This is a genomic window from Kocuria sp. SL71 (genome assembly GCF_026672465.1).
Lineage (GTDB): Bacteria > Actinomycetota > Actinomycetes > Actinomycetales > Micrococcaceae > Kocuria > Kocuria palustris.
This window is the reverse complement of sequence record NZ_JAPPRE010000001.1, coordinates 2,082,495-2,104,694: the sequence shown is the minus strand read 5'-3', so window position 1 is coordinate 2,104,694 and position 22,200 is coordinate 2,082,495. Positions and strand designations below refer to the sequence as shown.

Below are 22,200 nucleotides of genomic sequence, written 5' to 3'. Positions count from 1 at the left end.
CGCGTGCCAGCATGGCCTCCATGAGCGCCTCCGATCCCGTCCTGACCGCCACCGGCCGCACCCTGGGCTGGGGCGTGATCTCCACCGGAGCCATCGCCCGCAAGGTCGTGCCGGACATCGCCGCCCTGGCCGATGCCCGCATGGTCGCCGTCTCCTCGCGCACCGCCGCTTCCGCAGAGGCCTTCGCCGCCGAGCACGGGATCGAACGGGCCTGTGGCGGTGCGGACGGCATGCAGCGGCTGCTCGCCGACCCGGAGGTCGACGTCGTCTACATCGCCACGCCCCACGGGCAGCATCACGAGCACCTGCTGGCCTCGCTGGAGGCGGGCAAGCATGTGGTCTGCGAGAAGGCTTTCACCATGACTGCCGCACAGGCGAGGGAGGCGATCGAGCTGGCTCGGGAGCGCGGGCTGTTCCTCATGGAGGGGCTGTGGACGCGCTTCCTGCCGGTGCGCCGGCGGATCGCCGAGATCCTGGACTCCGGGGAGATCGGGCGTCCCCGCTGGGTGCAGGCGGACCTGGGCTTCCGCGGCCCCGATGACGACCAGCATCGCCTGTGGCGGGTCGACGCCGGCGGCGGAGCCCTGCTCGACATGGGCTGCTACGCCCTGCACTGGCCGTGGCTGGCCCTCGGGGAGCCGACCCGGCTGAGCGCCTCGGCGGTCTTCCGCGGCGACGTCGATGGGCTCACGCAGATCTGCCTGCAGACCGAGCACGGCGGCGCGCAGATGACCGTGTCCCTGCTGTCCCAGGGCCCGCGCCGAGCCGTGATCTCCGGGGAGGACGGCACGATCGAGATCGCCTCGCCCATGCACCGCCCGGCCTCGTTCACCGTGGTCGATCTCCAGGGCGGCCGCCGGGAGGAGAGCTTCGAGGTCCAGGGCGCGGGGTACTGCTACGAGATGCGCGAGGCCACCCGCTGCGTCCAGGAGGGCCTGCAGGAATCGCCCGTGATGCCGTGGGCCGACACCCTGCGGCAGATGGAGCTGCTGGATGAGATGCGCGCCCAGATCGGGCTGCGCTACCCGGGCCACGACTGCCCCGCCGCCTAGAATCTCCACCATGACCACTCAGACGCAGACCGCCCCGGATTCCGCCGCAGCTCGCGAGAGGCTGCGCGAGCTCATCGTCGAGCTCGCCGTCGTGCGCGGACGGGTCACCCTGGCCTCCGGCATGGAGGCCGACTACTACATCGATCTGCGCCGCGTGACCCTGCAGCACGAGGCCTCCCGTCTGGTGGGGCAGGTCATGCTGGAGCTGCTGGATGACGCCGGCATCGAGTTCGACGCCGCCGGCGGGCTGACCATGGGCGCCGACCCCGTCGGCTCGGCGATCATGCGTGCCGCCGGAGACGCCGGGCGTCCCATCGACACCTTCGTGGTGCGCAAGGCGCAGAAGTCCTACGGCATGGGGCGCCAGGTCGAGGGCCCCTCGGTCGAGGGCCGCCGCGTCGTCGTGGTGGAGGACACCTCCACCACGGGCGGCTCCGCGCTGACCGCGGTCGAAGCGCTGCAGCGCGCCGGGGCGGAGGTGGTCGCCGTCGCGATCATCGTGGACCGCGCCACCGGCGCCAAGGAGCGCATCGAGGAATCCGCCGGGGTGCCCTGCCTGTACGCCTTCGGCAAGGACGAGCTCGGGCTTGACTGAGCCTCCGGCGGAAGACGGGCCGCACCAGGTCGGCGTCGGCCCGTGGGAGGGCCCATGGCCGGACGGTGAGCACTGGGACCCCGAGCTGCTGCGCCACGGCGACCGCCGCAACGTGGTCGACGAGTTCCGCTACTGGCGGCTGGAGGCCATCGTGGCCGCCCTCGACGAGCGGCGCCACGGCTTCCACGTGGCGATCGAGAACTGGGGCCACGACTTCAACATCGGCTCGGTGGTGCGCACCGCGAATGCCTTCCTGGCCAGGGAGGTGCACATCATCGGGCGCCGCCGCTGGAACCGGCGCGGGGCCATGGTGACGGATCGCTACCAGCATCTGCGCCACCACCCCAGCACGGAGCAGTTCCTGGCCTGGGCCCGGCAGGAGGGGCTGCCGGTGATCGCGGTGGACAACGTGGCAGGCTCCGAGCCGCTCGAGCTCTTCGACCTGCCGCAGCGCTGCGTCCTGCTGTTCGGGCAGGAGGGCCCCGGCGTCTCGCCCGAGGTCCTGGAGGCGGCAGCGGCCACCGTGGCGATTGAGCAGTTCGGCTCGACCCGCTCGATCAATGCCGGTGCCGCGGCAGCCGTGACGATGCATGCGTGGATCCGACGGCATGTCCACGGGCAGATCCCCGCTGGTGGGAGCTGAGACCTGCCTCTTTAGAACTGCTATGGCATCTATATAAGTGCGAATTCATCGTACCGGCGCGTAGCAACACGTCATAGTCCGCTGCGACCAACGCGAACAGGTGTGATCGCGGTCGTGTCCTGAAAATGAACGATCCGCATGATCGCGGGCATGACCTTTCTATATGACAATTCATCGTCCCTGGTTGGAGTGGAGCCGTGAGGTAGGTCACCGCGAAAAGACGGGAATGCTCCCGTCGTCTCGGCCCATTCTTGAGGGGCGCGACGACCATTCCCGCAGGAATGTCTGACAGCTCAGCGGACCGGGGAGTCCGTGAGGAACCGGGGGGTCCGCAGGCATGTCATCTCGTCGGCGCACGATTTCCGGGGAGAGCCATGGCCACCGTGTCCGAAGTCCTTCACGACGTCTACAGCCGTCGACGCATCATCACCATCGCCGTCGCGGCACTGGCCACGCTGGCCGTTCCGCTGCTGCTGCCGAGCGTCCCCCAGGGGCAGCGCGGCATCGTCCTGGCCGCCGGCGTGGTCATCGGCTTGGTCACCGTGATGTCCATGCCCAGCACCAGGCTCAACTCCGCGATCGTGGGAGAACATGAGAGCGCGGGCACCATGCGCCAGGGCGTGGCCCTGGTGCTCTACCTGTCGCCGCTGATCCTGCTGAACATCGTGTTCCCGCTGGTCTCGCCGACGATCTCCCAGCAGGAGTTCGCGGGCGTCTCGCTGACGCCCATCATCCTGGCCAGCTCGATCACCACCCCCTGGCTCGCCCAGGCGGCCTGCATGCCGGCCTACCGCGGCATCGCCGAGATGATGGCCGAGAAGGACATGGACCGGATCGCACGGCGGTTCTGCCAGGGCTGGCTGCCCATGTTCGTGCAGTCCATGCCGCTGGTCGCCCTCTTCGCCGTGCCCCTGTGGCTGGCCACCGGGTGGAACCTGCAGGCCGTGGGGCTCTACGGCGTGCTGTGCCTCCTGCACCTGCTGTTCGTCCAGTCGCTCGTGATCGCCAACGTGGGCCAGAACCGCGGCCACTGGGCTGCCGCCTGGGCCGCCTACGCCCTGGCGCTGGCTGTGGCCCCCACCTGGGTGTGGCTGCCGCCGCTGGCCGCCGCCGCGACCCAGCTCTGGTTCATCCGCGGGAACCTGCGCCACCTCGCGGCCATGCAGCGCCTGGCGCACCAGGACGTGGCCAAGGACCTCGTGCGCGGCCTGCTGCTCGGCGCCGTGCTGTGGGCGGACAAGTTCGTGCTCTTCCTGAGCACCGACGGCGGCTTCCACGTGATCGTGGTCTTCATGGCCATGCTGCCCGCCGTGCTGGCCTACAACTTCTACTTCGTGAACCTCGCCCCGGCCGTCGACAAGTCCATCCAGGGCCTGCACGCCGCGATCCAGGGCGAGTCCATGAACGAGCTCGTCTCGACCTCGGGACGCCTGTCCCGGGTGATCGACCGCTCGGTGCTGCGCACCGGCGCCCTGGGAATGGTCCTCACCCTGGCCTGCTCCCTGGTGCTGGGCTCGATCTTCCCCGAGCAGCTCATGCTCGCCGTCGTCGTCGCCCTGTCGTCCTGGTGCTTCCTGATGCTGACCATGCTCAGCTACGAGCTGGACTACATCGGCGAGCGGTTCGCCCCGCAGTCCCTGGGCGCCGTCCACATCGCCGTGCTCGCGCTGTCCTTCGCGGCGCTGCCGGTGCTCAGCGCCTACGGAGTGGTCCTGCTGGCCGACCTGGTCCTGGTGACGATCGCCTGGGTCCTCTACAAGCGGCACTGGTCGCAGCCGGAGTACACGCTCTTCTGGCGCCACGCCGTCGCCTGGTGACCCCTCGGGTCGGCGCCGGGCTCTCGCGCGCCGACCCCCTGCAGGCCCCGCCTGCCGACGCCCCGTCGTCCGCCGTACCCCCAGACCCGCGCAGCATCGCCGCACAGGAGACTTCCGCATGAGCATCCTCGACCACCTCACCAGCGCCCTCGGCCGCCGTCGCCCCGACTTCGGCACGCCCTCGACCGATATGTCCATCCCGGCCGTCGCCGCCCGCAGCGGGGACTACCCCGAGGTCGACGTCGCGATCGTCATGGAGTCGACCTACCCCTACCTCAAGGGCGGCGTCTCGGCCGTCGTGCACGACATCGTGGTGGGCAACCCGGACATCGAGTTCGGCATCATCCACATCGCCTGGGACTCGAACTCCCCGCTGACGGATCTCTACGACGTCCCGTCGAACGTGAAGTGGGTCCGTCCGGTCTTCCTGGCCCTCGACGAGCACCGCCACGACTTCTCCTCGGTGCGCCCCGAGGCCCTGGGCATGAGCCCGAGCGAGCGCCGCCGTCTCGTGGAGCGGCTCTTCGACGCCTTGGAGGCCCTGTCCGAGCGCCGCGAGGACGGCCCCCTGTGGGAGCTGCTCGAGGAAGGCATGCTCGAGTCCACCCGCACGTACCCGCTGTGGGCGCTGCTGGGCACCCGCGAGTTCATGGAGGGCGTCTCCCGCCGCCTGCCGGGGCTCGGGATGTCCCTGTCGGACGCGTTCTGGCTGCTGCGCAACTACTTCTCGCTGGCGCATGCGGTGCTGGGCGAGACCATGCCGCGGGCCCGCGTCTACCACGCGCACACGACCGGCTATGCCTCGCTCATGGCCGCGGGCGCGGCGCGCGAGCACGGCACGTCCTTCCTGCTCACCGAGCACAACCTGTACGTCCGCGACACCGTGAACACCCTGCTGGGGCGCAACATGGCCCTGCCGATCGCCTCCGGGGACTACCGCACCTTCGACGTCTCCGCCGAGGAGCGGGCCTGGATGGCCTGGTGGATCGAGATGGGCCACTTCTGCTATCCGTCGGCCAAGGTGGTCACCTACCTCTACCCGTCGGCGATCGCCGAGGCAGCCTCGCTGGGCTCGGACATCGACAAGGCGGTCGTGCTGCCCAACGGCATGGTCATCGACGAGTTCGAGCGCCCGTACATGGCCCGGGCCGAGGCCATGCAGTCCATGCTCGCGGATCCGTCCAGCCACACCTGGAACCTCGTCTACATCGCCCGCCTGGTGCCCATCAAGGGCCTGCTCGACCTGCTGGACTCCATGTCCATGCTGCGCGAGTCCGGGCACGGCAACGTGCACCTGCACGTGCTGGGCCCCACTGAGCACGATCCGGGCTATCGCGACATGTGCCTGCAGAAGATCAAGGCCCTGGACCTCGAGGACATGGTCACGATCTACGGCACGGTCAACGTGCGCGAGATGCTGCACGAGTTCGACCTGCTGGTCCTGCCGTCCTACAACGAGGGCCAGCCGATCGTGGTCCTGGAGGCCATGGCTGCCGGCATCCCCACCGTGGGCACCAACGTGGGCGGCATGCAGCAGCTGATCTGGGACGACCTCAAGGGCGCCGACGATCAGGTCTACGGCCCCTGCGGTCAGCTCGTGGAGGCTGGCGACACCCGCATGATGGCCGACGGCATCCGCGCGGTGATCAGCGATCCCGAGCGCTATCGCGCCTACAGCCAGACCGCTCGCGACCGCGTGCAGAACTTCTTCCAGCTGCACGAGGTCATGGCCTCCTACAACCAGCTCTACCGGATGCTCGGCGGGATCCCAGGCCGCGTGCCGGCCTCGCTGTACCTCGAGGACTACGAGCTGCTCGATCCGGTGGACGGCCCGCTGGCCGCCGCGGCCCAGCAGGCCGACGAGTCCGCGGTCTCGCAGCTGGACACCGTGTTCGACCTCGCGGAGATCCGCGAGTCCGGGCGGCGCCGGTGAGCGGTGCCGGGGCCTGGATCCGCTACGGCGAGCCTCTGCGCCCGGAGGAGCTCGACTTCGCGGCCGAGCACTACCGGGCAGCGATCCTGCAGCCCTGGGAGCTCGAGGCGGCGGCGCAGCTCAAGCGCCGCCGCCCGGAGATGACGGTCATCTGCTACAAGTGCCTGTCCTCCACGCGCTCCTACGAGCCCGGGCCCGTCCACTCCTCGGGCGTCTCCCACGCGGAGGCCGAGGACGCCGGCGGCGACTGGTTCGCGCGGCGCCCGGACGGATCACGGATCGAGTGGCAGCGCTATCCGGGGCACTGGCAGATGGCCGTGTGGGATCCGCGGTATCGGCAGCGATGGGTCCGAAATGTCGTGGACGAGCTCGCCGACTCGCCGTTCGACGGTGTCATGGCCGACAACGACGTCTACGACGACTACTACGGCCTGGACCTGCCGCTGCGCGGCATCGAGTCCATGGCGCAGATCCGCGAGGCCCTGGGCGAGCTCGTGGCGGCCGCCGGGGAAGGGCTGCAGGCCCACGGCAGGGTCCTGATCCCCAACATCGCCGAATCGCGACGCACCCCGGGGCGCTGGCGGGAGCACGCGCGCTGGGGCGGCGGGTTCGAGGAGGTCTGGCTGGGCTACAGCCCCACCGACCTGTTCGACCCCGTCACCGCCGAGGCACAGCTGCCCCAGGCTGCCGGGCCTGGGCTGTCGATCCTGCGGGTCCCCACGGACGGCACCGACACCCACCCGAACTTCCTGTACGGCCTGGCGGCCTTCTGGATCTTCGGCGAGGGCCGCGGTGCCTACTCGGCCACCGGCCACGACGACTACTCCAAGCTCCAGCACGTCCCCGAGCTCGACATGGACCTGGGTGCCCCCCTCGAGGAGCCGCAGGGGGATCGGCACGTCTGGCAGCGGCGGTTCGCGCACGGCTTCGCCGCCGTGAACCTGAACCAGGACGGACGACGCCGGCGGCGGATCGATCTGCCTCCTGGGCTCGTCGACGGGCAGGGTCGGACCGTGGGCGGCTCGATCGTGCTGGAGCCGCATCGCGGCGTCGTGCTGCGTGTGGACCCGGCCGCGACCGGCAACTGAGGCCACCGGGTGCAGGAGCCTGCCGCCGCGAGGATGCACGGCCTAGACTGGAGGGAGCACGTACCGGGCCGCGCAGCTCAGCGTCCGTCCGGAGATCCTCCAGAGGAAGAAGGAGCCAGGCATGCCCATCGCCACACCTGACGTCTACGGCCAGATGCTCGACACCGCCAAGGAGAAGGGCTTCGCGTACCCCGCGATCAACGTCACCTCCTCCCAGACCCTGAACGCCGCCATCCGCGGCTTCGCGGAGGCCGGCTCGGACGGCATCATCCAGGTCTCCACCGGCGGCGCCGCCTACTGGTCCGGCTCCTCCAAGAAGGACATGGTCGTGGGCTCGCTGGCCTTCGCCGCCTTCGCCCGCGAGGTCGCCAAGCAGTACGACGTCAACATCGCCCTGCACACCGACCACTGCCCGCAGGACAAGCTCGAGGGCTTCGTGCTGCCGCTGCTGGAGGAGTCGGAGAAGGCCGTCGCCCGCGGCGAGGACCCCATCTTCCAGTCGCACATGTGGGACGGCTCCGCGATCGACCTGGACGAGAACCTGCGCATCGGCGCGGACCTGATCGAGCGCACCGGCAAGGCGCACATCGTCCTGGAGGTCGAGATCGGCGCCGTCGGCGGCGAGGAGGACGGTGTCGTCGGCGAGATCAACGACACCCTCTACACCACCACCGACGACGCCATCAAGACCGTCGAGGCCCTGGGCCTGGGCGAGAAGGGCCGCTACATCACGGCGCTGACCTTCGGCAACGTCCACGGCGTCTACAAGCCGGGCAACGTCCAGCTGCGTCCCGAGCTGCTCAAGCAGATCCAGGACGAGGTCGGCCAGAAGTACGGCAAGGACCGCCCGTTCGACCTGGTGTTCCACGGCGGCTCCGGCTCCTCCGAGCAGGAGATCTCGGATGCCGTGTCCTACGGCGTCATCAAGATGAACGTCGACACCGACACCCAGTACGCCTTCACCCGCCCGGTCGCCGGTCACATGCTCGCCAACTACGACGGCGTGCTGAAGGTCGACGGCGAGGTCGGCAACAAGAAGCTCTACGATCCCCGCGTCTGGGGCGCCAAGGCCGAGGACGGCATGGCCGCCCGCGTGGTCCAGGCCTGCGAGAACCTGGGCTCCGCCGGCACCAGCGTCAAGTGATCTTCTGCTGATCATCGCCGACGCGCTGCGCTGACCGCGCAGTCGTCGTCGGCTCCACGGGCTGCTCTCCCCGCCGCAGGGGAGGGCGGCCCGTCGTCGTGCCCGGACCGATGCGGGCTCGCCGTCGGACCTTCGTGCCTGCGCTGCAGCCTGTGGACACATCCGAGACGGCCAGTGCGTCAGATGGGCTTCAGCGTGTTCCCAGGTGTGACGCGGGGCATTAGTCTGTGGGCAGCATCCGGGCACTGCCCCTTGTGGGGCTCATCTCGAGCGCACCACCAGCTGACCGAACGCGCGTCGAGACCGACGCCTTCCGCGCCCTCCGACCGGAGACCGCACCACCGCTCGACTCCGCCTTCGAGACCGGTCTGTGAGCCCCGCTTGCAGGCCCTGCCCCTCGAGGCGAGGCGACTTGAAACACCAGGGGAGTCCCTTGTCCACCACCGCCACCGCGTCTGCCCCCGCGCAGACCGAGAAGAAGAAGGGCGGAGCGCGCGTCCGCGTGCAGAAGTTCGGCACTTTCCTCTCCTCCATGATCATGCCGAACATCGGCGCCTTCATCGCCTGGGGCATCATCACCGCTCTGTTCATCCCGGCCGGCTTCACGCCGAACGAGAAGATCGGCTCCATGGTCGGGCCCATGGTCACGTACCTGCTGCCCCTGCTGATCGCCTACACGGGCGGCAAGCTCGTGGCGGATGTCCGCGGCGGCGTCGTGGGCGCAGTGGGCACCATGGGTGTCATCCTGGCGACCTCCTCGCCGGTGTTCATCGGCGACGCCCCCGCCTCGCCCATGTTCCTGGGCGCCATGATCATGGGCCCGCTGTCGGCCTGGGTCATCAAGAAGTGGGATCAGTGGGCCGTGCCCCGCATCCCCACCGGCTTCGAGATGCTGGTCAACAACTTCTCCGCGGGCATCATCGGCGCGATCATGGCGATCGCCTCCATGTTCCTGCTGGCCCCGATCATGCTGCTCCTCATGGCGGGCGCCGGTGCGGCCGTCGAGTTCCTGATCGACAGCTCGTTGCTGCCCCTGGCCTCGCTGCTGATCGAGCCGGCCAAGATCCTGTTCCTGAACAACGCGATCAACCACGGCATCCTGACCCCGCTGGGCACCCAGCAGTCCCTCGAGCAGGGCTACTCGATCCTCTACCTGCTGGAGGCCAACCCCGGCCCCGGCCTGGGCGTGCTGATCGGCTACATGATCTTCGGCAAGGGCATGGCGCGGGGCTCCGCACCGGCCGCGGCCATCATCCACACCTTCGGCGGCATCCACGAGATCTACTTCCCATACGTGCTCATGAAGCCGCAGCTGCTCATCGCGACCATCCTGGGCGGCATGTCCGGTGTGCTCGTGGAGCTGCTCTTCGACGCGGGTCTGCGCTCACCGGCTGCCCCGGGCTCGATCATCTTCCTCATCAGCAACGCCCCGCCCGCCCAGATGCTCGGCGTGATCCTGGGCTTCCTGGCCGCCACCGTGGTCTCCGCCGCGATCTCCTGCGCCATCCTGCGCATGTCCAAGAGCGACGAGGGCGACCTGGCCAAGGCGGCCGCCGACATGGAGGCCATGAAGGGCAAGAAGTCCTCCGTGGGCGGCATGTTCGCAGCCGGCGGCGCCGCCGGCGCTGCAGGTGCTTCCGCCGGCTCGATCCCCGCGATCAAGGCCATCGTCTTCGCCTGCGACGCCGGCATGGGCTCCTCCGCCATGGGCGCCTCGGTCCTGCGCAGCAAGATCAAGGACGCCGGCTTCGGCGGCGACGTCACCGTGGTCAACAAGGCCATCAACTCGCTCACGGACGAGTACGACCTGCTCGTCTCGCACGAGGACCTGGCCGATCGCGCGGCGACCCCCACGCCCTCGGCGCATCACGTCACGGTGGACAACTTCATGCAGTCCCCGCGCTACGACGAGATCGTCGAGCTCATCCGCGAGCAGCGTCAGGGCGGCTCGGCCGGCTCCGCTGAGATCCCGGCCGAGCAGGGGACCTCGGGCAGCGCCGCCGCAGCTGGTGCGGGAGCAGGCGCCGCAGCCGGCACCGCGACCGCCGTCGCCGCTCCGGCCGGATCGCAGGCCGATCCCACGCCGGCCTCCGAGGCCGCCGAGCACCAGGACGACCAGAAGGTGCTCACGCCCCAGACCATTCGTCTGGAGGGCCGGGCCGCCTCGCGCGATGAGGCCATCGACCAGGCCGGCGCCCTGCTGGTCGAGGTCGGCGCCGTCGAGCAGTCCTACGTGACGGCCATGCACGAGCGCGAGCAGTCCGTGTCCACGTTCATGGGCAACGGCCTGGCGATTCCGCACGGCACGAACGAGGCGAAGGAGGCCATCCGCACGTCGGCCATGTCCTTCATCCGCTACGACGAGCCGGTGGACTGGAACGGCAAGGAGACCCGCTTCGTGATCGGCATCGCCGGTGCGGACGGCGGCCACATGGCCCTGCTGTCCAAGATCGCCAAGATCTTCTCCAAGAAGGAGACCGTCGCCCAGCTCGAGGCGGCGCAGACTCCGGAGGAGATCCTCGACATCTTCGGAAAGGTGAACTCATGAAGGCAGTGCACTTCGGCGCAGGCAACATCGGACGCGGCTTCGTCGGGGTCCTGCTCCACGAGGCCGGATACGAGCTGGTCTTCGCGGACGTCGCCGACGCTCTGATCGGGCAGATCAACGACCAGGACTCGTACGTGGTCCACGAGGTCGGCGAGGGCGCCCGCGATCACGAGGTCACCGGCTTCTCCGGGGTGAACTCGGCCTCCGACCTGGACGGGCTGCGCGAGCAGATCGTCTCGGCGGACATGATCACCACCGCCGTGGGGCCGCGCGTCCTGCAGATCATCGCGCCCACCATCGCCGAGGGCCTGCGCGCCCGCGCCGAGGCCGGGGTCGAGGGCCGCGTGGCGGTCATGGCCTGCGAGAACGCGATCAACGCGACCGACGGGCTGGCGGAGGCCATCCGCGCCGCGTACCCGGAGGCCGATCAGGTCGCGATCTTCGCGAACACCGCGGTGGACCGGATCGTGCCGGATCAGGCGCCGGGCCAGGGCCTGGACGTCACTGTGGAGACCTACCACGAGTGGGCCGTCGAGTCCGCTCCCTTCCAGGGCCAGACCCCGGACGTCCCGGGCATCACTTGGGTCGAGGACCTCGAGCCGTACATCACGCGCAAGCTGTTCACGGTCAACACCGGGCACGCGGCCACCGCGTACTTCGGTCGCCAGGCGGGGATCACCAAGATCTCCGACGTCCTGGCCGATGCCCAGGTCCGCTCCCAGGTCGAGGCCGTGCTGGCCGAGACCAAGGAGCTGCTCGTGGCCAAGTTCGGCTTCGCGCCGGAGGTCCAGCAGGCCTACGTGGAGAAGATCATCACCCGCTTCACGAACCCGCACCTGCCGGACACCGTCGAGCGCGTGGGCCGTGCCCCGCTGCGCAAGATCTCGCGCACGGAGCGCTTCGTCGGCCCGGCCGCCGAGCTCGCCGAGCGCGGTTTGAGCGCCGACGCCCTCGTGGCTGCCGTCGCCGCGGCCCTGGCCTTCGACGTCCCCGAGGACCCGGAGTCCGCCGAGCTGCAGGCCCGCCTGGCCGCCGCACGTGGCGATCGTCAGGCCACCGACGCCCTGGTCACCGACCTGACCGGCATCGCCGAGGAGCATCCGCTGTTCCCAGCGCTGTCGGAGGTCTTCGCCGCGGCCTGATCACCGCGGCCTCGCCGGCCCCGCTCCTGCCCCTTCGGGGGATGGGGGTGGGGGCCGTCGTCGTCGACGCAGCGCGACGGGAGCGCAGCAGCGCGCGACGACGTGTGACGGAGGCGGGGCCCTGTCGTCGCAGGCCGGTGCCCGCTGCCTGCACCGACACCGGTGTGCGGTCGCAGGTTTGCGGTAGCATTCCCGGCATGTGTGGAATCGTGGGATATGTCGGGCGCGCCCCCGAGATCGATGAGAACCGGAATGCTCTGAACGTGGTCCTGGAGGGACTGCGTCGTCTGGAGTACCGCGGCTACGACTCCGCCGGCGTAGCGGTGCTCGCCGACGGCGTCATGGAGGTGCGCAAGAAGGCCGGCAAGGTCGCCGCTCTGGATGCAGAGCTCGCGGCGAACCCGCTGCCGATGTCCCCGCTGGGCATCGGGCACACCCGCTGGGCCACCCACGGCGGCCCCACCGATGAGAACGCGCATCCGCACATCGTCGCCGGTGGCCGCCTGGCCGTCGTGCACAACGGCATCATCGAGAACTTCGTGGAGCTCAAGCGCGAGCTGACCGAGAAGGGGTACACCTTCGTGTCGGAGACCGACACCGAGGTCGCCGCCTCCCTGCTCGCCGACATCTACGAGAACCAGGCCGACCAGGACCTGACCCGCGCCATGCAGCTGGCCTGCGCCCGACTCGAGGGTGCCTTCACGCTGCTGGCCATCCACGTCGACCACCCGGACCGCATCGTGGCGGCCCGCCTGAACTCCCCGCTGGTCATCGGCGTGGGCGAGGGCCAGAACTTCCTGGGCTCCGACGTCTCGGGCTTCATCGATCACACCAAGTCCGCCGTCGAGATGGAGGACCGCCAGATCGTCACGGTCACCCCCGAGGGCTTCGAGATCACCGACTTCGACGGCGCCCCCTCCGAGGGCAAGCCCTTCGAGGTCCAGTGGTCCGCCGAGGCCGCGGAGAAGGGCGGCTTCCCGTCCTTCATGGACAAGGAGATCCACGACCAGCCCGCCGCCGTGCGCGACACCCTTCTGGGCCGCCTGGACGAGAACGGCAAGCTGACCCTGGACGAGCTGCGCATCGACGAGTCCGTCCTGCGCTCCGTCGACAAGATCGTCGTGATCGCCTGCGGCACCGCCGCCTACGCCGGCCAGGTCGCCCGCTACGCGATCGAGCACTGGTGCCGCATCCCCACCGAGGTCGAGCTCGCGCACGAGTTCCGCTACCGTGACCCCATCGTCAACGAGAAGACCCTGGTCGTCGCGCTGTCGCAGTCCGGCGAGACCATGGACACCCTCATGGCCATGCGCCACGCCTCGGAGCAGGGCGCCAAGGTCCTGGCGATCTGCAACACCAACGGATCCTCCATCCCGCGTGCGGCGGACGCCTCGCTGTACACGCACGCCGGCCCGGAGATCGCGGTCGCCTCCACCAAGGCGTTCCTGGCGCAGATCACCGCCGCCTACCTGCTGGGCCTGTACCTGGCGCAGCTGCGCGGCAACATGTTCGCCGACGAGATCCAGGACGTCCTGGAGGAGCTCCAGGCCATGCCGGAGAAGGTCCAGGCCGTCATCGACGAAGAGGACCAGCTCCGCCAGCTCGGCAAGGACTTCGCGGAGACCACCTCGGTGCTGTTCCTGGGCCGCCACGTCGGCTTCCCGGTGGCCATGGAGGGCGCGCTCAAGCTCAAGGAGATCGCCTACATCCACGCCGAGGGCTTCGCCGCCGGCGAGCTGAAGCACGGTCCGATCGCCCTGATCGAGCCGGGCCAGAAGGTCTTCGTGATCGTGCCGTCCCCGCGCGGCCGCGACTCGCTGCACTCCAAGGTCGTCTCCAACATCCAGGAGATCCGCGCCCGCGGTGCCGAGACCATCGTGATCGCGGAGGAGGGCGACACCTCGGTCGAGGACTACGCCAACCACGTGATCCGCATCCCGCAGTCGCCCACGCTGCTCCAGCCGCTGCTGGCCACCGTGCCGCTGCAGATCTTCGCCTCCGCCATGGCCGAGGCCAAGGGCTACGACGTCGACCAGCCGCGCAACCTGGCCAAGTCCGTCACGGTCGAGTGACCTCTCGCGCGGCCTGATCCGCGCAACCCGCGCTGCGGCCCGGCATCCCCTGCTCTTCAGGGGATGCCGGGCCGCCGTCGTTCCTGCGTCGCGCCTTGCTGCGCCTGCCAGCGCACGCCGCCGTCGGCCGAGATCCCGCTTCCCTGCACTCGTCGCGCCGAGATCATGCTTCCGTGCGCGATTCGGGCGATTTCGCGCACGGAAGCGGGATCTCGGCGGCTGGGCCGCACGGAAGCATGATCTCAGCGGCCGAGCGGGCGTGGTGCCACCACGCATAGGCTGGGAGCAGAGCGTCCCGGGGAGCCCGGGGCACGCACGACGAGAGGAGCACCGATGTCGAGCATCGGCAAGAACCTGCTGGGCGAGCCCGATCCCACCCTGCTGCAGGAGAACGCGGAGTTGGTCGCGCGCTTCGACGCCGGCGACGAGGCCGAGGACCTGGCGCCGGCCTTCCCCAAGGAGCAGCTGCCCTGGGCGATCCTGGCCGAGGAGGCGCTGGCCGACGGCCGGACGCTCGAGGGCTACGCCTACGCCCGAGTGGGCTACCACCGCGGTCTCGACGCCCTGCGCGCCAGCGGCTGGAAGGGCCACGGCCCGGTGCCGTACAGCCACGCGCCCAACCGCGGCTTCCTGCGCGCGCTGTCGGCTCTGGGCCAGGCGGCAGCGGCCATCGGCGAGCTCGACGAGGCCCAGCGCATCCAGAAGTTCCTCAACGACTCCGACCCGACGGCGGCCGAGCAGCTCCAGAGCTGACGTCGACCCGGAGGGGCGGCCTCATGCAGTGACGACGACGCCGGCACGGCGGTCCGCTGCCCCGTGGCTGCACGGCCCACCGACACCTGGCGCGGGCCGCCGAGATCCATCGCTGGCGTCGACCCCGGCGATGGCCTGATGACGAACGGCGAAGGCCGCACTCCCTGCAGCAGGGGTGCGGCCGCGCCGTTCGTCGTCGCCGAGCAGCGAAGGCCCGGACGGCTGATCAGACCGCGGAGGCCTCAGCCGTCTCGACGGAGGCGGCCTGACTGGCCGCCAGGCTCTCGCGCACGCGGGCAGTGGCCTCGACCAGGTGCTCGAGCGAGGTGCGGGTCTCGTCGTAGCCGCGGGTCTTCAAGCCGCAGTCGGGGTTGACCCACAGCAGCTCGGAGCTGACGTGCTCGAGGGCCTGGATGAGCAGCGACTCGATCTCGTCGGTGCTGGGCACGCGCGGGGAGTGGATGTCCCATACGCCGGGGCCGAGCCCGCGCTCGAAGCCGACCGCGCGGACGTCGGCCAGCACCTCCATGCGCGAACGGGCCGCCTCGATGCTGGTGACATCGGCGTTCAGCGCGTCTACGCCGGCGATGACCTCGCCGAACTCCGAGTAGCACAGGTGCGTGTGGATCTGCGTGGCGTCGTCGACCGAGGAGGTCGCCCGGCGGAAGGACTCGACCGACCAGTCCAGGTAGGCGCTGCGATCAGCTCGGCGCAGGGGCAGCAGCTCGCGCAGGGCCGGCTCGTCGACCTGGATGATGCCGATCCCAGCGTCCTCGAGGTCGGCGATCTCATCGCGCAGGGCCAGGGCCACCTGATCGGCCGTCTCGGCCAGCGGCTGGTCGTCGCGCACGAACGACCAGGCCAGGATGGTGACCGGCCCGGTGAGCATGCCCTTGACCGGCTTGTCGGTCTGCTGCTGCGCCCAGGTGATCCACGGGACCGTGAAGGCCTCGCCGCGCAGCCCCTCGCCCTCGCGGGAGACGTCGCCCCACAGGATCGACGGACGCGTGGCCCGGGAGCCGTAGGACTGCACCCAGCCGTTGGCGGTCGTCGCGAAGCCGTCGAAGTGCTCGGCGAAGTACTGGACCATGTCGTTGCGCTCCGGCTCGCCGTGCACCAGCACGTCCAGGCCGAACTCGTCCTGCAGGGCGATGACCCGGGAGATCTCCTCGCGCAGGAAGCCGTCGTAGGCGGCGTCGTCGATCCGTCCGGCGCGGTGATCGGCGCGGGCGCGGCGGACCTCCCCGGTCTGGGGGAAGGACCCGATCGTGGTGGTGGGCAGCACTGGAAGGCGGCCGCTGCCGAACGAGCGTCCCGCCTGGGCTGCGCGACGCTGCTCGGCGGTGCCGCGCTGCGAGTCGGCCTCGGTGAGGGAAGCAGTGCGGCCGCGGACCTCGTCGATGCGCACACCCGGGGCCGCAGCGCGGGTGCGGCGGGCCTCGTCGGCCTCCTGCAGCTCGGCGGCCACGGCCCCGCGGCCCTCGGCGAGCCCGCGTGCCAGGACGGCGACCTCGCGCACCTTCTCGTCGGCGAAGGCCAGCCAGGACCGGATCTCGGGGTCGAGCTCGGGCTCGGCCTCGAGGGTGTGCGGCACGTGGATCAGCGAGTTCGACGTGGCCACGGAGACCCGGGCGCCTGCGTCGCGGAAGCCCTCGAGCCGCTCGAGTGCGGCGGAGAGGTCGGTGCGCCAGACGTTGCGCCCGTTGACGACTCCGGCCACGAGCACCGGGGCGTCTGCCGAAGTGAACAGGCCGAGCTGGTCGTCGGTGAGACCGCCGCGAACGAGGTCCACGTGCACGGCCTCGGCACCCGAGCCGGTCAGCGCGCCGAGCAGCTCGCCCGCATCGCCGTAGGGGGAGGTGAGCAGCAGCTGGGGGCGCTCGTCGAGCCCTCCCAGGTATCCGGCCGCGCGCTCGATCGCCGCGCGCAGGTCCTGCTGAGAGAGGCGGGAGTGGTCCGCGACCAGGGCGGGCTCGTCGATCTGCACCCACTCGGCCCCGGCATCCTCGAGTGCTGCGAGGATCTCGCCGTAGATCGGCAGCAGCTCCTCGAGACGATCCAGGGGCTCGATGGGCTCGGCTGCGGTGCCGTCGTCCTTGGCCAGGGCCAGGAAGGTCACCGGGCCCACGAGCACGGGGCGCAGGCTCCGGCCCTGCTCGGAGGCCTCGGCCAGCTGCTCCAGCAGGCGGCCGGGCGCTGCGGCGAACTGCGTCTGCGCGCCGATCTCGGGCACCAGGTAGTGGTAGTTGGTGTCGAACCACTTGGTCATCTCGAGCGGCTGCCGGGCGTCGTCGCCGCGGGCCAGCACGAACTCCCCGGAGCGGTCCACGGTTCCGGTCTCGGTGCGCAGGTCGCCGAAGCGCGTCGGCACCGCGCCGACGGCGATCAGGGTGTCGAGCACGTGGTCGTAGAGCGCGTAGGAGCCGGGCACGGCCGAGGCCTGCTCCAGGCCCAGCCCCTCGAGGCGCTCGGCGGTGGAGGCACGCAGCTCGGCGGCGGAGGACTCGAGCTGCTCCAGGTCGCTGCGTCCGGCCCAGTGCGACTCGAGCGCGCGCTTGAGCTCGCGGTTCGGGCCGATGCGGGGATAGCCCAGGATCGTGGCGGTCGGGAAGGCGGCGGGCTGGGCGTCGTTCGAGATGGTCACTGCGGTCTCCTTATAGGTGCGGATGGGGCGCCCGTCGGCGGGCTGGGATGCGGGGATGAGTCCGGCGAGTCCGGCTGAAGGGGTGGGGCGGGGCAGATCGAGCTGCTCCAGGACGTCCAGGGCGGCCTCGTGCTGGTTGAACGTGTAGAGGTGCAGCCCGGGAGCCCCGGAATCCAAGGCAGCGCGTGCGCTGTGCACGGCAGAGCGGACGCCGATCCGGTGGCGCTCGGCGTCCGAGTCGGCCGTCTCGAGCTCGTGGGCCAGCAGCGGGTCCGGCTCCAGGCCGGCCAGGTCGCAGATGCGCAGGTACCGGCGCAGGCTCGTGACCGGCATGATCCCGGGGATGATCGGCAGCTCCACTCCGGCGCGACGAGCCCGGGACACGAAGGCCGCGTAGTCGTCGGCCTCGGGGTAGAGCTGAGTGATCGCGAAGTCGGCGCCGGCGCGCTGCTTGGCCAGCAGCACCTCGAGGTCCTGGTGCACGGAGGTCGACTCGGGGTGCTTGATCGGATAGGCGGCCACGCCGATCGAGACGTTGCCGGCGCACAGCTGGGCGGCTCGGCCGCGCTCGACCGAGCGGATCAGGTCCACCAGATGCCGGGCGAAGGGCAGCTCCTCAGGGCCGGGCTCGACGGCCGGATCCCGGTCCCCGCGCAGGGCCAGGATGCCGCGCACGCCCAGGTCCAGCAGCTCGTGGATCAGCTCGCGCAGCTGCATCTCCGTGACTCCCGTGCACAGCACGTGGGCCAGGGGGCGCAGCGGGGTCTCGAAGATCAGGTGGGACAGCAGCGCCATGGACTGGACGCGGCGCTGCGGATCGACCGCCGCGGTGACCGAGACGTAGTCCGGCACCGTGGGCGCCAGGGCCTCGATGGTCTGCAGGAGGGACTCGGTGCTGGCTGCGCTGCGCGGCGGGTAGAGCTCGTAGGACAGCGCGGGCACCGTCTTGCGGCGCGACGGCGCCCCCGTCTCCGGGGGACGATCCGAGCGCGGTGCTGGGGGATGGTGATCGGGCATTCCGTGTTCGCCTTTCCGTGGATGCCCGATGGAGGGCAGACCACGGGGTGCGCACGGAGGCCCGCGCCGCCGCTGAAGACGCGGCGGGGCACGGGTCCGGTGGACCACGGAAGTCTGAGAAGACGCTCCATCGGTCCTGGCGGGAGCACCGTTCCCCGCGAGATCCGCGGGGATGGTTGCTGCGACGTCGACGAGCCAGGTCTCTCGGTCGCTCTGGATAGATAGCGAGATAAATACCACCCCAGGCGGCCCTGCTTGTCAACCCCCGAGATCTCCCACGGCCGCCAGGGAGGGGCGCGCGATAGGATCGCCCCGGACCGTCGCGCCCTCGGCCCGTGGCGCGCGATCCGCCATGGCCTCCACAAGGCGCGTGGCGCGGCATCCAGACCTCGTGCGGGCCCAGTCAGGAGAGCAGTCGCATGCCAGCCATCTCGATCGTCGGAGCCCAGTGGGGCGATGAGGGCAAGGGCAAGGCCACGGACATCCTCGGCGGCCGCGCGGACTACGTCGTGAAGCCGAACGGCGGCAACAACGCCGGGCACACCGTGGTGGTGGGCGGCGACAAGTTCGAGCTCAAGCTGCTGCCCGCAGGCATCCTCTCCCCGCGGGCCACCCCCGTGATCGGCAACGGCGTGGTGGTCAACCCGCAGGCGCTGTTCGAGGAGATCGACGGCCTCGAGGCCCGCGGCGCGGACACCTCCAAGCTGCGCATCTCGGCCAATGCGCACCTGGTGGCCCCGTACCACCAGACCCTCGACCAGGTCACCGAGCGGTTCCTGGGCAAGCGCGCGATCGGCACCACCGGTCGCGGCATCGGGCCGGCGTACATGGACAAGATCGGGCGCCTGGGCCTGCGCGCGCAGGACATCCTCGACGAGTCGATCCTGCGCCAGAAGATCGAGGGCGCCCTGCGGCAGAAGAACGAGCTGCTGCTCAAGGTCTACAACCGCCGCGCGTTCGAGACCGACGAGATCGTGGACTACTTCATGGGCTACGCCGAGCGCATGGCGCCCATGATCGTGGACTCCACGCGCCTGCTCAACGACGCCCTGGACCGCGACGAGACCGTCCTGCTCGAGGGCGGGCAGGCCACCTTCCTGGACGTTGATCACGGCACGTACCCGTTCGTGACCTCGTCGAACCCCACCACCGGCGGCGCCTGCGTGGGCGCGGGCATCGGGCCCACGCGCCTGACCCGCTCGATCGGCATCATCAAGGCGTACACGACCCGCGTGGGCGCCGGTCCGTTCCCCACCGAGCTGTTCGACGAGTCCGGGGAGCGGCTGCGCACCGTGGGCGGCGAGTTCGGCGTGAACACCGGGCGCCCGCGCCGCACCGGCTGGTACGACGCCGTGATGGCGCGTCACGCCTCGCGGATCAACGGCTTCACGGACTACTTCGTGACCAAGCTCGACGTCCTCACCGGGCTCGAGGAGATCCCGGTGTGCGTGGCCTACGACGTCGACGGCGTGCGCCACGACGAGATGCCCATGACGCAGACCGAGTTCCACCACGCCAAGCCGATCTACGAGACCTTCCCCGGCTGGTCGGAGGACATCTCGCAGGCCCAGACCCTCGAGGACCTGCCGGCCAATGCGCGCGACTACGTCCTGACCCTCGAGTCCATGTCCGGCACCCGGTTCTCCGCGATCGGCGTGGGCCCGGGCCGCGAGAACACGATCGAGCTGCGCGACCTGATCGACTGACGTCGCCTCGCCTGTGCGATGACAGGCGCTCGGGATGGTGACAGATCGGCACCCCATCAGCCCTGATGGGGTGCCGATCTGTCACCATCCGCTGCGTGACCGTCCCGCGCGCGGACCGGGCTCACCCGCCGTGTCGGATAGCATCTGGCAGACCCCTGGGCGTGCTGCGCCTCATCGTGCATGCAGGCGCCCCTGATCGATGCCCGTCGCGGCGCCGTTCGATCCCCGACGTCGGAAGTGACTGACCGTGTCCACACAGAGCACCAGACTGGACCCCGCCTCGGCGCGGTCCGAGGGCGAGGGCCTGCGCCGCAGCCTCAAGACCCGGCACATGACCATGATCGCCATGGGCGGTGCGATCGGCACCGGGCTGTTCGTGGCCTCCGGCAACTCGATCGCCACGGCCGGGCCCGGCGGTGCGCTCGTGGCCTACATAGCGATCGGGCTCATGGTCTTCCTGCTCATGCAGTCCCTGGGCGAGATGTCCGCCTGGCGTCCTACCTCCGGATCTTTCGGCGATCACGCGGCGCGCTACGTCTCGCCGTCCTTCGGCTTCGCGATCGGCTGGAACTACTGGTTCAACTGGGCCATCACCCTGGCCGCGGAGCTCGTGGCGGCCGCACTGGTCATGCGCTACTGGCTCCCCGACGTCCCCGCCTGGGTCTGGTCGGCGCTGTTCCTGCTGATCGTCTTCGGGCTCAACGCCCTGTCCACGCGGGCCTACGGCGAGGGCGAGTTCTGGCTCTCGGCGATCAAGGTGGCCGCCGTCGTCGTCTTCCTGGTGCTGGGCGTGCTGATGGTGCTGGGCATCAGGGGCGGCGACGCCCCCGGCTTCGGCAACTGGACCGACGGGCAGGCGCCGTTCGTGGGCGGGACCATGTCGATCCTGGCGATCTTCATGGTCGCCGGCTTCGCGTTCCAGGGCACCGAGCTCGTGGGCGTGGCGGCCGGTGAGGCCGAGGACCCCGAGCGCACCGTGCCCAAGGCGATCCGCACCGTGTTCGTGCGCATCCTGCTGTTCTACGTGCTGGCGATCATCGTGATCGGCTTCCTGCTGCCGTACACGCACCCGAACCTGCTGGCCTCGGACATCGAGGACGTCGCGATCTCGCCGTTCACCCTGGTGCTGCAGAACGCGGGCGTGGCCTTCGCCGGCTCCGTCATGAACGCCGTGATCCTCACGGCCATCCTCTCGGCCGGCAACTCCGGGCTGTATGCCTCCACGCGCATGCTCTGGTCCATGGCCACCGACGGCAAGGCCCCGGCCTGGCTGGCCAAGGTCAACCGCCGCGGCGTGCCCATGCGGGCGCTGCTGGTGACCTCGTCCTTCGGCCTGCTGGCCTTCCTCACCACGTTCATCGGCGAGGGCGCGGCCTACACCTGGCTGCTCAACGCCTCGGCTCTGGCGGGCTTCATCGTGTGGGCGGGCATCGCCTGGACGCACTACTGCTTCCGCCGGGCCTTCAAGGCGCAGGGGCGGCCGCTGTCCGAGCTGCCGTTCCGCTCGCGGTTCTTCCCCGCCGGCCCGATCGTCGCGCTGATCATGTGCCTGCTGGTCATCCTGGGCCAGGGCTACGACGCCTTCGTGACCGGGACGGTGACGCCCATGTCGCTGCTGTCCTCGTACATCGGCCTGCCGCTGTTCCTGGCCTTCTGGATCGGGCACAAGCTGAGCACCAAGGAGCCGGCCGTGGATCCCGCGCAGGCGGATCTCTCGCGCGGCTGAGCCGCCGACGCACGTTGCAGGGAGGGCCTCGGGAGACCGAGGCCCTCCCTGCAACGTGCGGGGCTCAGGCCAGGAGGATCGTGAGCAGGCTCAGGGCGCCGAGCACCACGACGGCTGCGCTGATCGCCAGGATCTCCAGCGGATCGGGAGCCGAGGACTCCAGGGCCACGCTGCGCGCCCCGCGCCGGTAGCGCAGCCCCTGCCGCAGCCAGATCCCCAGCGCCAGCACGGCTGCCGCGGCCAGCGGCAGCACCGAGGCCAGGCCGTGATGGGGCAGCCAGCGCAGCAGCAGCGCGGCCGCGACCACGAGCGCCAGCAAG

General features: G+C 70.3%; 16 protein-coding genes and 1 riboswitch. Of the genes, 13 read left to right on the top strand and 3 right to left on the bottom strand.

The window, feature by feature from the left end:
• The first annotated feature begins 20 nt into the window (after positions 1-20).
• From OVA15_RS09470 to glmS, 10 genes are all read left to right on the top strand, one after another.
• Complete coding sequence (locus OVA15_RS09470) at positions 21-1,052, top strand: Gfo/Idh/MocA family protein (protein WP_024289675.1); 1,032 nt, start codon at positions 21-23, stop codon at positions 1,050-1,052.
• 10 nt (positions 1,053-1,062) lie between these two features.
• A complete protein-coding gene (gene pyrE, locus OVA15_RS09465) occupies positions 1,063-1,647 on the top strand; it encodes an orotate phosphoribosyltransferase (RefSeq protein WP_006214140.1) in 585 nt (194 codons plus the stop codon).
• Positions 1,640-2,290, top strand: a complete 651-nt coding sequence (locus tag OVA15_RS09460) for a TrmH family RNA methyltransferase (RefSeq protein ID WP_006214141.1) — start codon at positions 1,640-1,642, stop codon at positions 2,288-2,290. The genes pyrE and OVA15_RS09460 overlap by 8 nt, the downstream gene beginning before the upstream one ends.
• 374 nt (positions 2,291-2,664) lie before the next feature.
• Positions 2,665-4,107 (top strand): hypothetical protein, encoded by a 1,443-nt coding sequence (locus OVA15_RS09455; RefSeq protein WP_268144552.1) that lies wholly within the window; start codon positions 2,665-2,667, stop codon positions 4,105-4,107.
• A gap of 118 nt (positions 4,108-4,225) precedes the next feature.
• Entirely contained in the window at positions 4,226-6,040 is a 1,815-nt protein-coding gene (gene pelF, locus OVA15_RS09450) for a GT4 family glycosyltransferase PelF (RefSeq protein WP_058871995.1), read from the top strand.
• Complete coding sequence (locus OVA15_RS09445; RefSeq protein ID WP_268144550.1) at positions 6,037-7,128, top strand: putative glycoside hydrolase; 1,092 nt, start codon at positions 6,037-6,039, stop codon at positions 7,126-7,128. Before pelF ends, OVA15_RS09445 begins: the two co-directional genes overlap by 4 nt.
• Before the next feature lie 121 nt (positions 7,129-7,249).
• Positions 7,250-8,272: a class II fructose-bisphosphate aldolase gene (gene fbaA / locus OVA15_RS09440; RefSeq protein ID WP_053447991.1), complete on the top strand. Its 1,023-nt coding sequence runs from the start codon at positions 7,250-7,252 to the stop codon at positions 8,270-8,272.
• Between the two features lie 433 nt (positions 8,273-8,705).
• Positions 8,706-10,820 (top strand): PTS mannitol transporter subunit IICBA, encoded by a 2,115-nt coding sequence (locus tag OVA15_RS09435; RefSeq protein ID WP_268144547.1) that lies wholly within the window; start codon positions 8,706-8,708, stop codon positions 10,818-10,820.
• Complete coding sequence (locus OVA15_RS09430; protein ID WP_053447989.1) at positions 10,817-11,962, top strand: mannitol-1-phosphate 5-dehydrogenase; 1,146 nt, start codon at positions 10,817-10,819, stop codon at positions 11,960-11,962. Before OVA15_RS09435 ends, OVA15_RS09430 begins: the two co-directional genes overlap by 4 nt.
• Before the next feature lie 197 nt (positions 11,963-12,159).
• Entirely contained in the window at positions 12,160-14,034 is a 1,875-nt protein-coding gene (gene glmS, locus OVA15_RS09425) for a glutamine--fructose-6-phosphate transaminase (isomerizing) (protein WP_206390740.1), read from the top strand.
• Between the two features lie 56 nt (positions 14,035-14,090).
• Here the strand turns inward: glmS and OVA15_RS09420 are convergent, their stop codons facing one another.
• Positions 14,091-14,234 carry a hypothetical protein gene (locus OVA15_RS09420; protein ID WP_268144543.1) on the bottom strand — a complete coding sequence of 48 codons (144 nt, stop codon included), beginning with the start codon at positions 14,232-14,234 and terminating at the stop codon, positions 14,091-14,093.
• Between the two features lie 133 nt (positions 14,235-14,367).
• Here OVA15_RS09420 and OVA15_RS09415 point away from each other — a divergent pair, with 133 nt between their 5' ends.
• Complete coding sequence (locus OVA15_RS09415) at positions 14,368-14,787, top strand: DUF3151 domain-containing protein (RefSeq protein WP_268144541.1); 420 nt, start codon at positions 14,368-14,370, stop codon at positions 14,785-14,787.
• A 226-nt stretch (positions 14,788-15,013) separates the two neighbouring features.
• Here the strand turns inward: OVA15_RS09415 and metE are convergent, their stop codons facing one another.
• Positions 15,014-18,448, bottom strand: a complete 3,435-nt coding sequence (gene metE, locus OVA15_RS09410) for a 5-methyltetrahydropteroyltriglutamate--homocysteine S-methyltransferase (RefSeq protein WP_326493284.1) — start codon at positions 18,446-18,448, stop codon at positions 15,014-15,016.
• Between the two features lie 124 nt (positions 18,449-18,572).
• Positions 18,573-18,672: riboswitch (SAM riboswitch) on the bottom strand.
• A 195-nt stretch (positions 18,673-18,867) separates the two neighbouring features.
• On the opposite strand from metE, the gene OVA15_RS09400 reads away from it, so the two are divergent.
• Together OVA15_RS09400 and OVA15_RS09395 are read left to right on the top strand one after the other, a co-directional pair.
• Positions 18,868-20,154 (top strand): adenylosuccinate synthase, encoded by a 1,287-nt coding sequence (locus OVA15_RS09400; protein WP_006214151.1) that lies wholly within the window; start codon positions 18,868-18,870, stop codon positions 20,152-20,154.
• Between the two features lie 331 nt (positions 20,155-20,485).
• The gene (locus OVA15_RS09395) at positions 20,486-21,880 is read left to right on the top strand and encodes an amino acid permease (protein ID WP_268145688.1); all 1,395 of its coding nucleotides are present in this window, start codon (positions 20,486-20,488) and stop codon (positions 21,878-21,880) included.
• A gap of 64 nt (positions 21,881-21,944) precedes the next feature.
• Here OVA15_RS09395 and OVA15_RS09390 read toward each other — a convergent pair whose 3' ends face one another.
• Complete coding sequence (locus OVA15_RS09390) at positions 21,945-22,199, bottom strand: hypothetical protein (protein ID WP_268144536.1); 255 nt, start codon at positions 22,197-22,199, stop codon at positions 21,945-21,947.
• Position 22,200 lies beyond the last annotated feature (1 nt).

Coding starts and splice junctions, on each gene's coding strand:
- metE (WP_326493284.1), bottom strand. CDS start 18,448: ATGCCCGATCACCATCCCCCAGCACCGCGCTCGGATCGTCCCCCGGAG.
- OVA15_RS09430 (WP_053447989.1), top strand. CDS start 10,817: ATGAAGGCAGTGCACTTCGGCGCAGGCAACATCGGACGCGGCTTCGTC.
- OVA15_RS09470 (WP_024289675.1), top strand. CDS start 21: ATGAGCGCCTCCGATCCCGTCCTGACCGCCACCGGCCGCACCCTGGGC.
- pyrE (WP_006214140.1), top strand. CDS start 1,063: ATGACCACTCAGACGCAGACCGCCCCGGATTCCGCCGCAGCTCGCGAG.
- OVA15_RS09415 (WP_268144541.1), top strand. CDS start 14,368: ATGTCGAGCATCGGCAAGAACCTGCTGGGCGAGCCCGATCCCACCCTG.
- glmS (WP_206390740.1), top strand. CDS start 12,160: ATGTGTGGAATCGTGGGATATGTCGGGCGCGCCCCCGAGATCGATGAG.
- OVA15_RS09400 (WP_006214151.1), top strand. CDS start 18,868: ATGCCAGCCATCTCGATCGTCGGAGCCCAGTGGGGCGATGAGGGCAAG.
- OVA15_RS09395 (WP_268145688.1), top strand. CDS start 20,486: ATGACCATGATCGCCATGGGCGGTGCGATCGGCACCGGGCTGTTCGTG.
- pelF (WP_058871995.1), top strand. CDS start 4,226: ATGAGCATCCTCGACCACCTCACCAGCGCCCTCGGCCGCCGTCGCCCC.
- OVA15_RS09455 (WP_268144552.1), top strand. CDS start 2,665: ATGGCCACCGTGTCCGAAGTCCTTCACGACGTCTACAGCCGTCGACGC.
- fbaA (WP_053447991.1), top strand. CDS start 7,250: ATGCCCATCGCCACACCTGACGTCTACGGCCAGATGCTCGACACCGCC.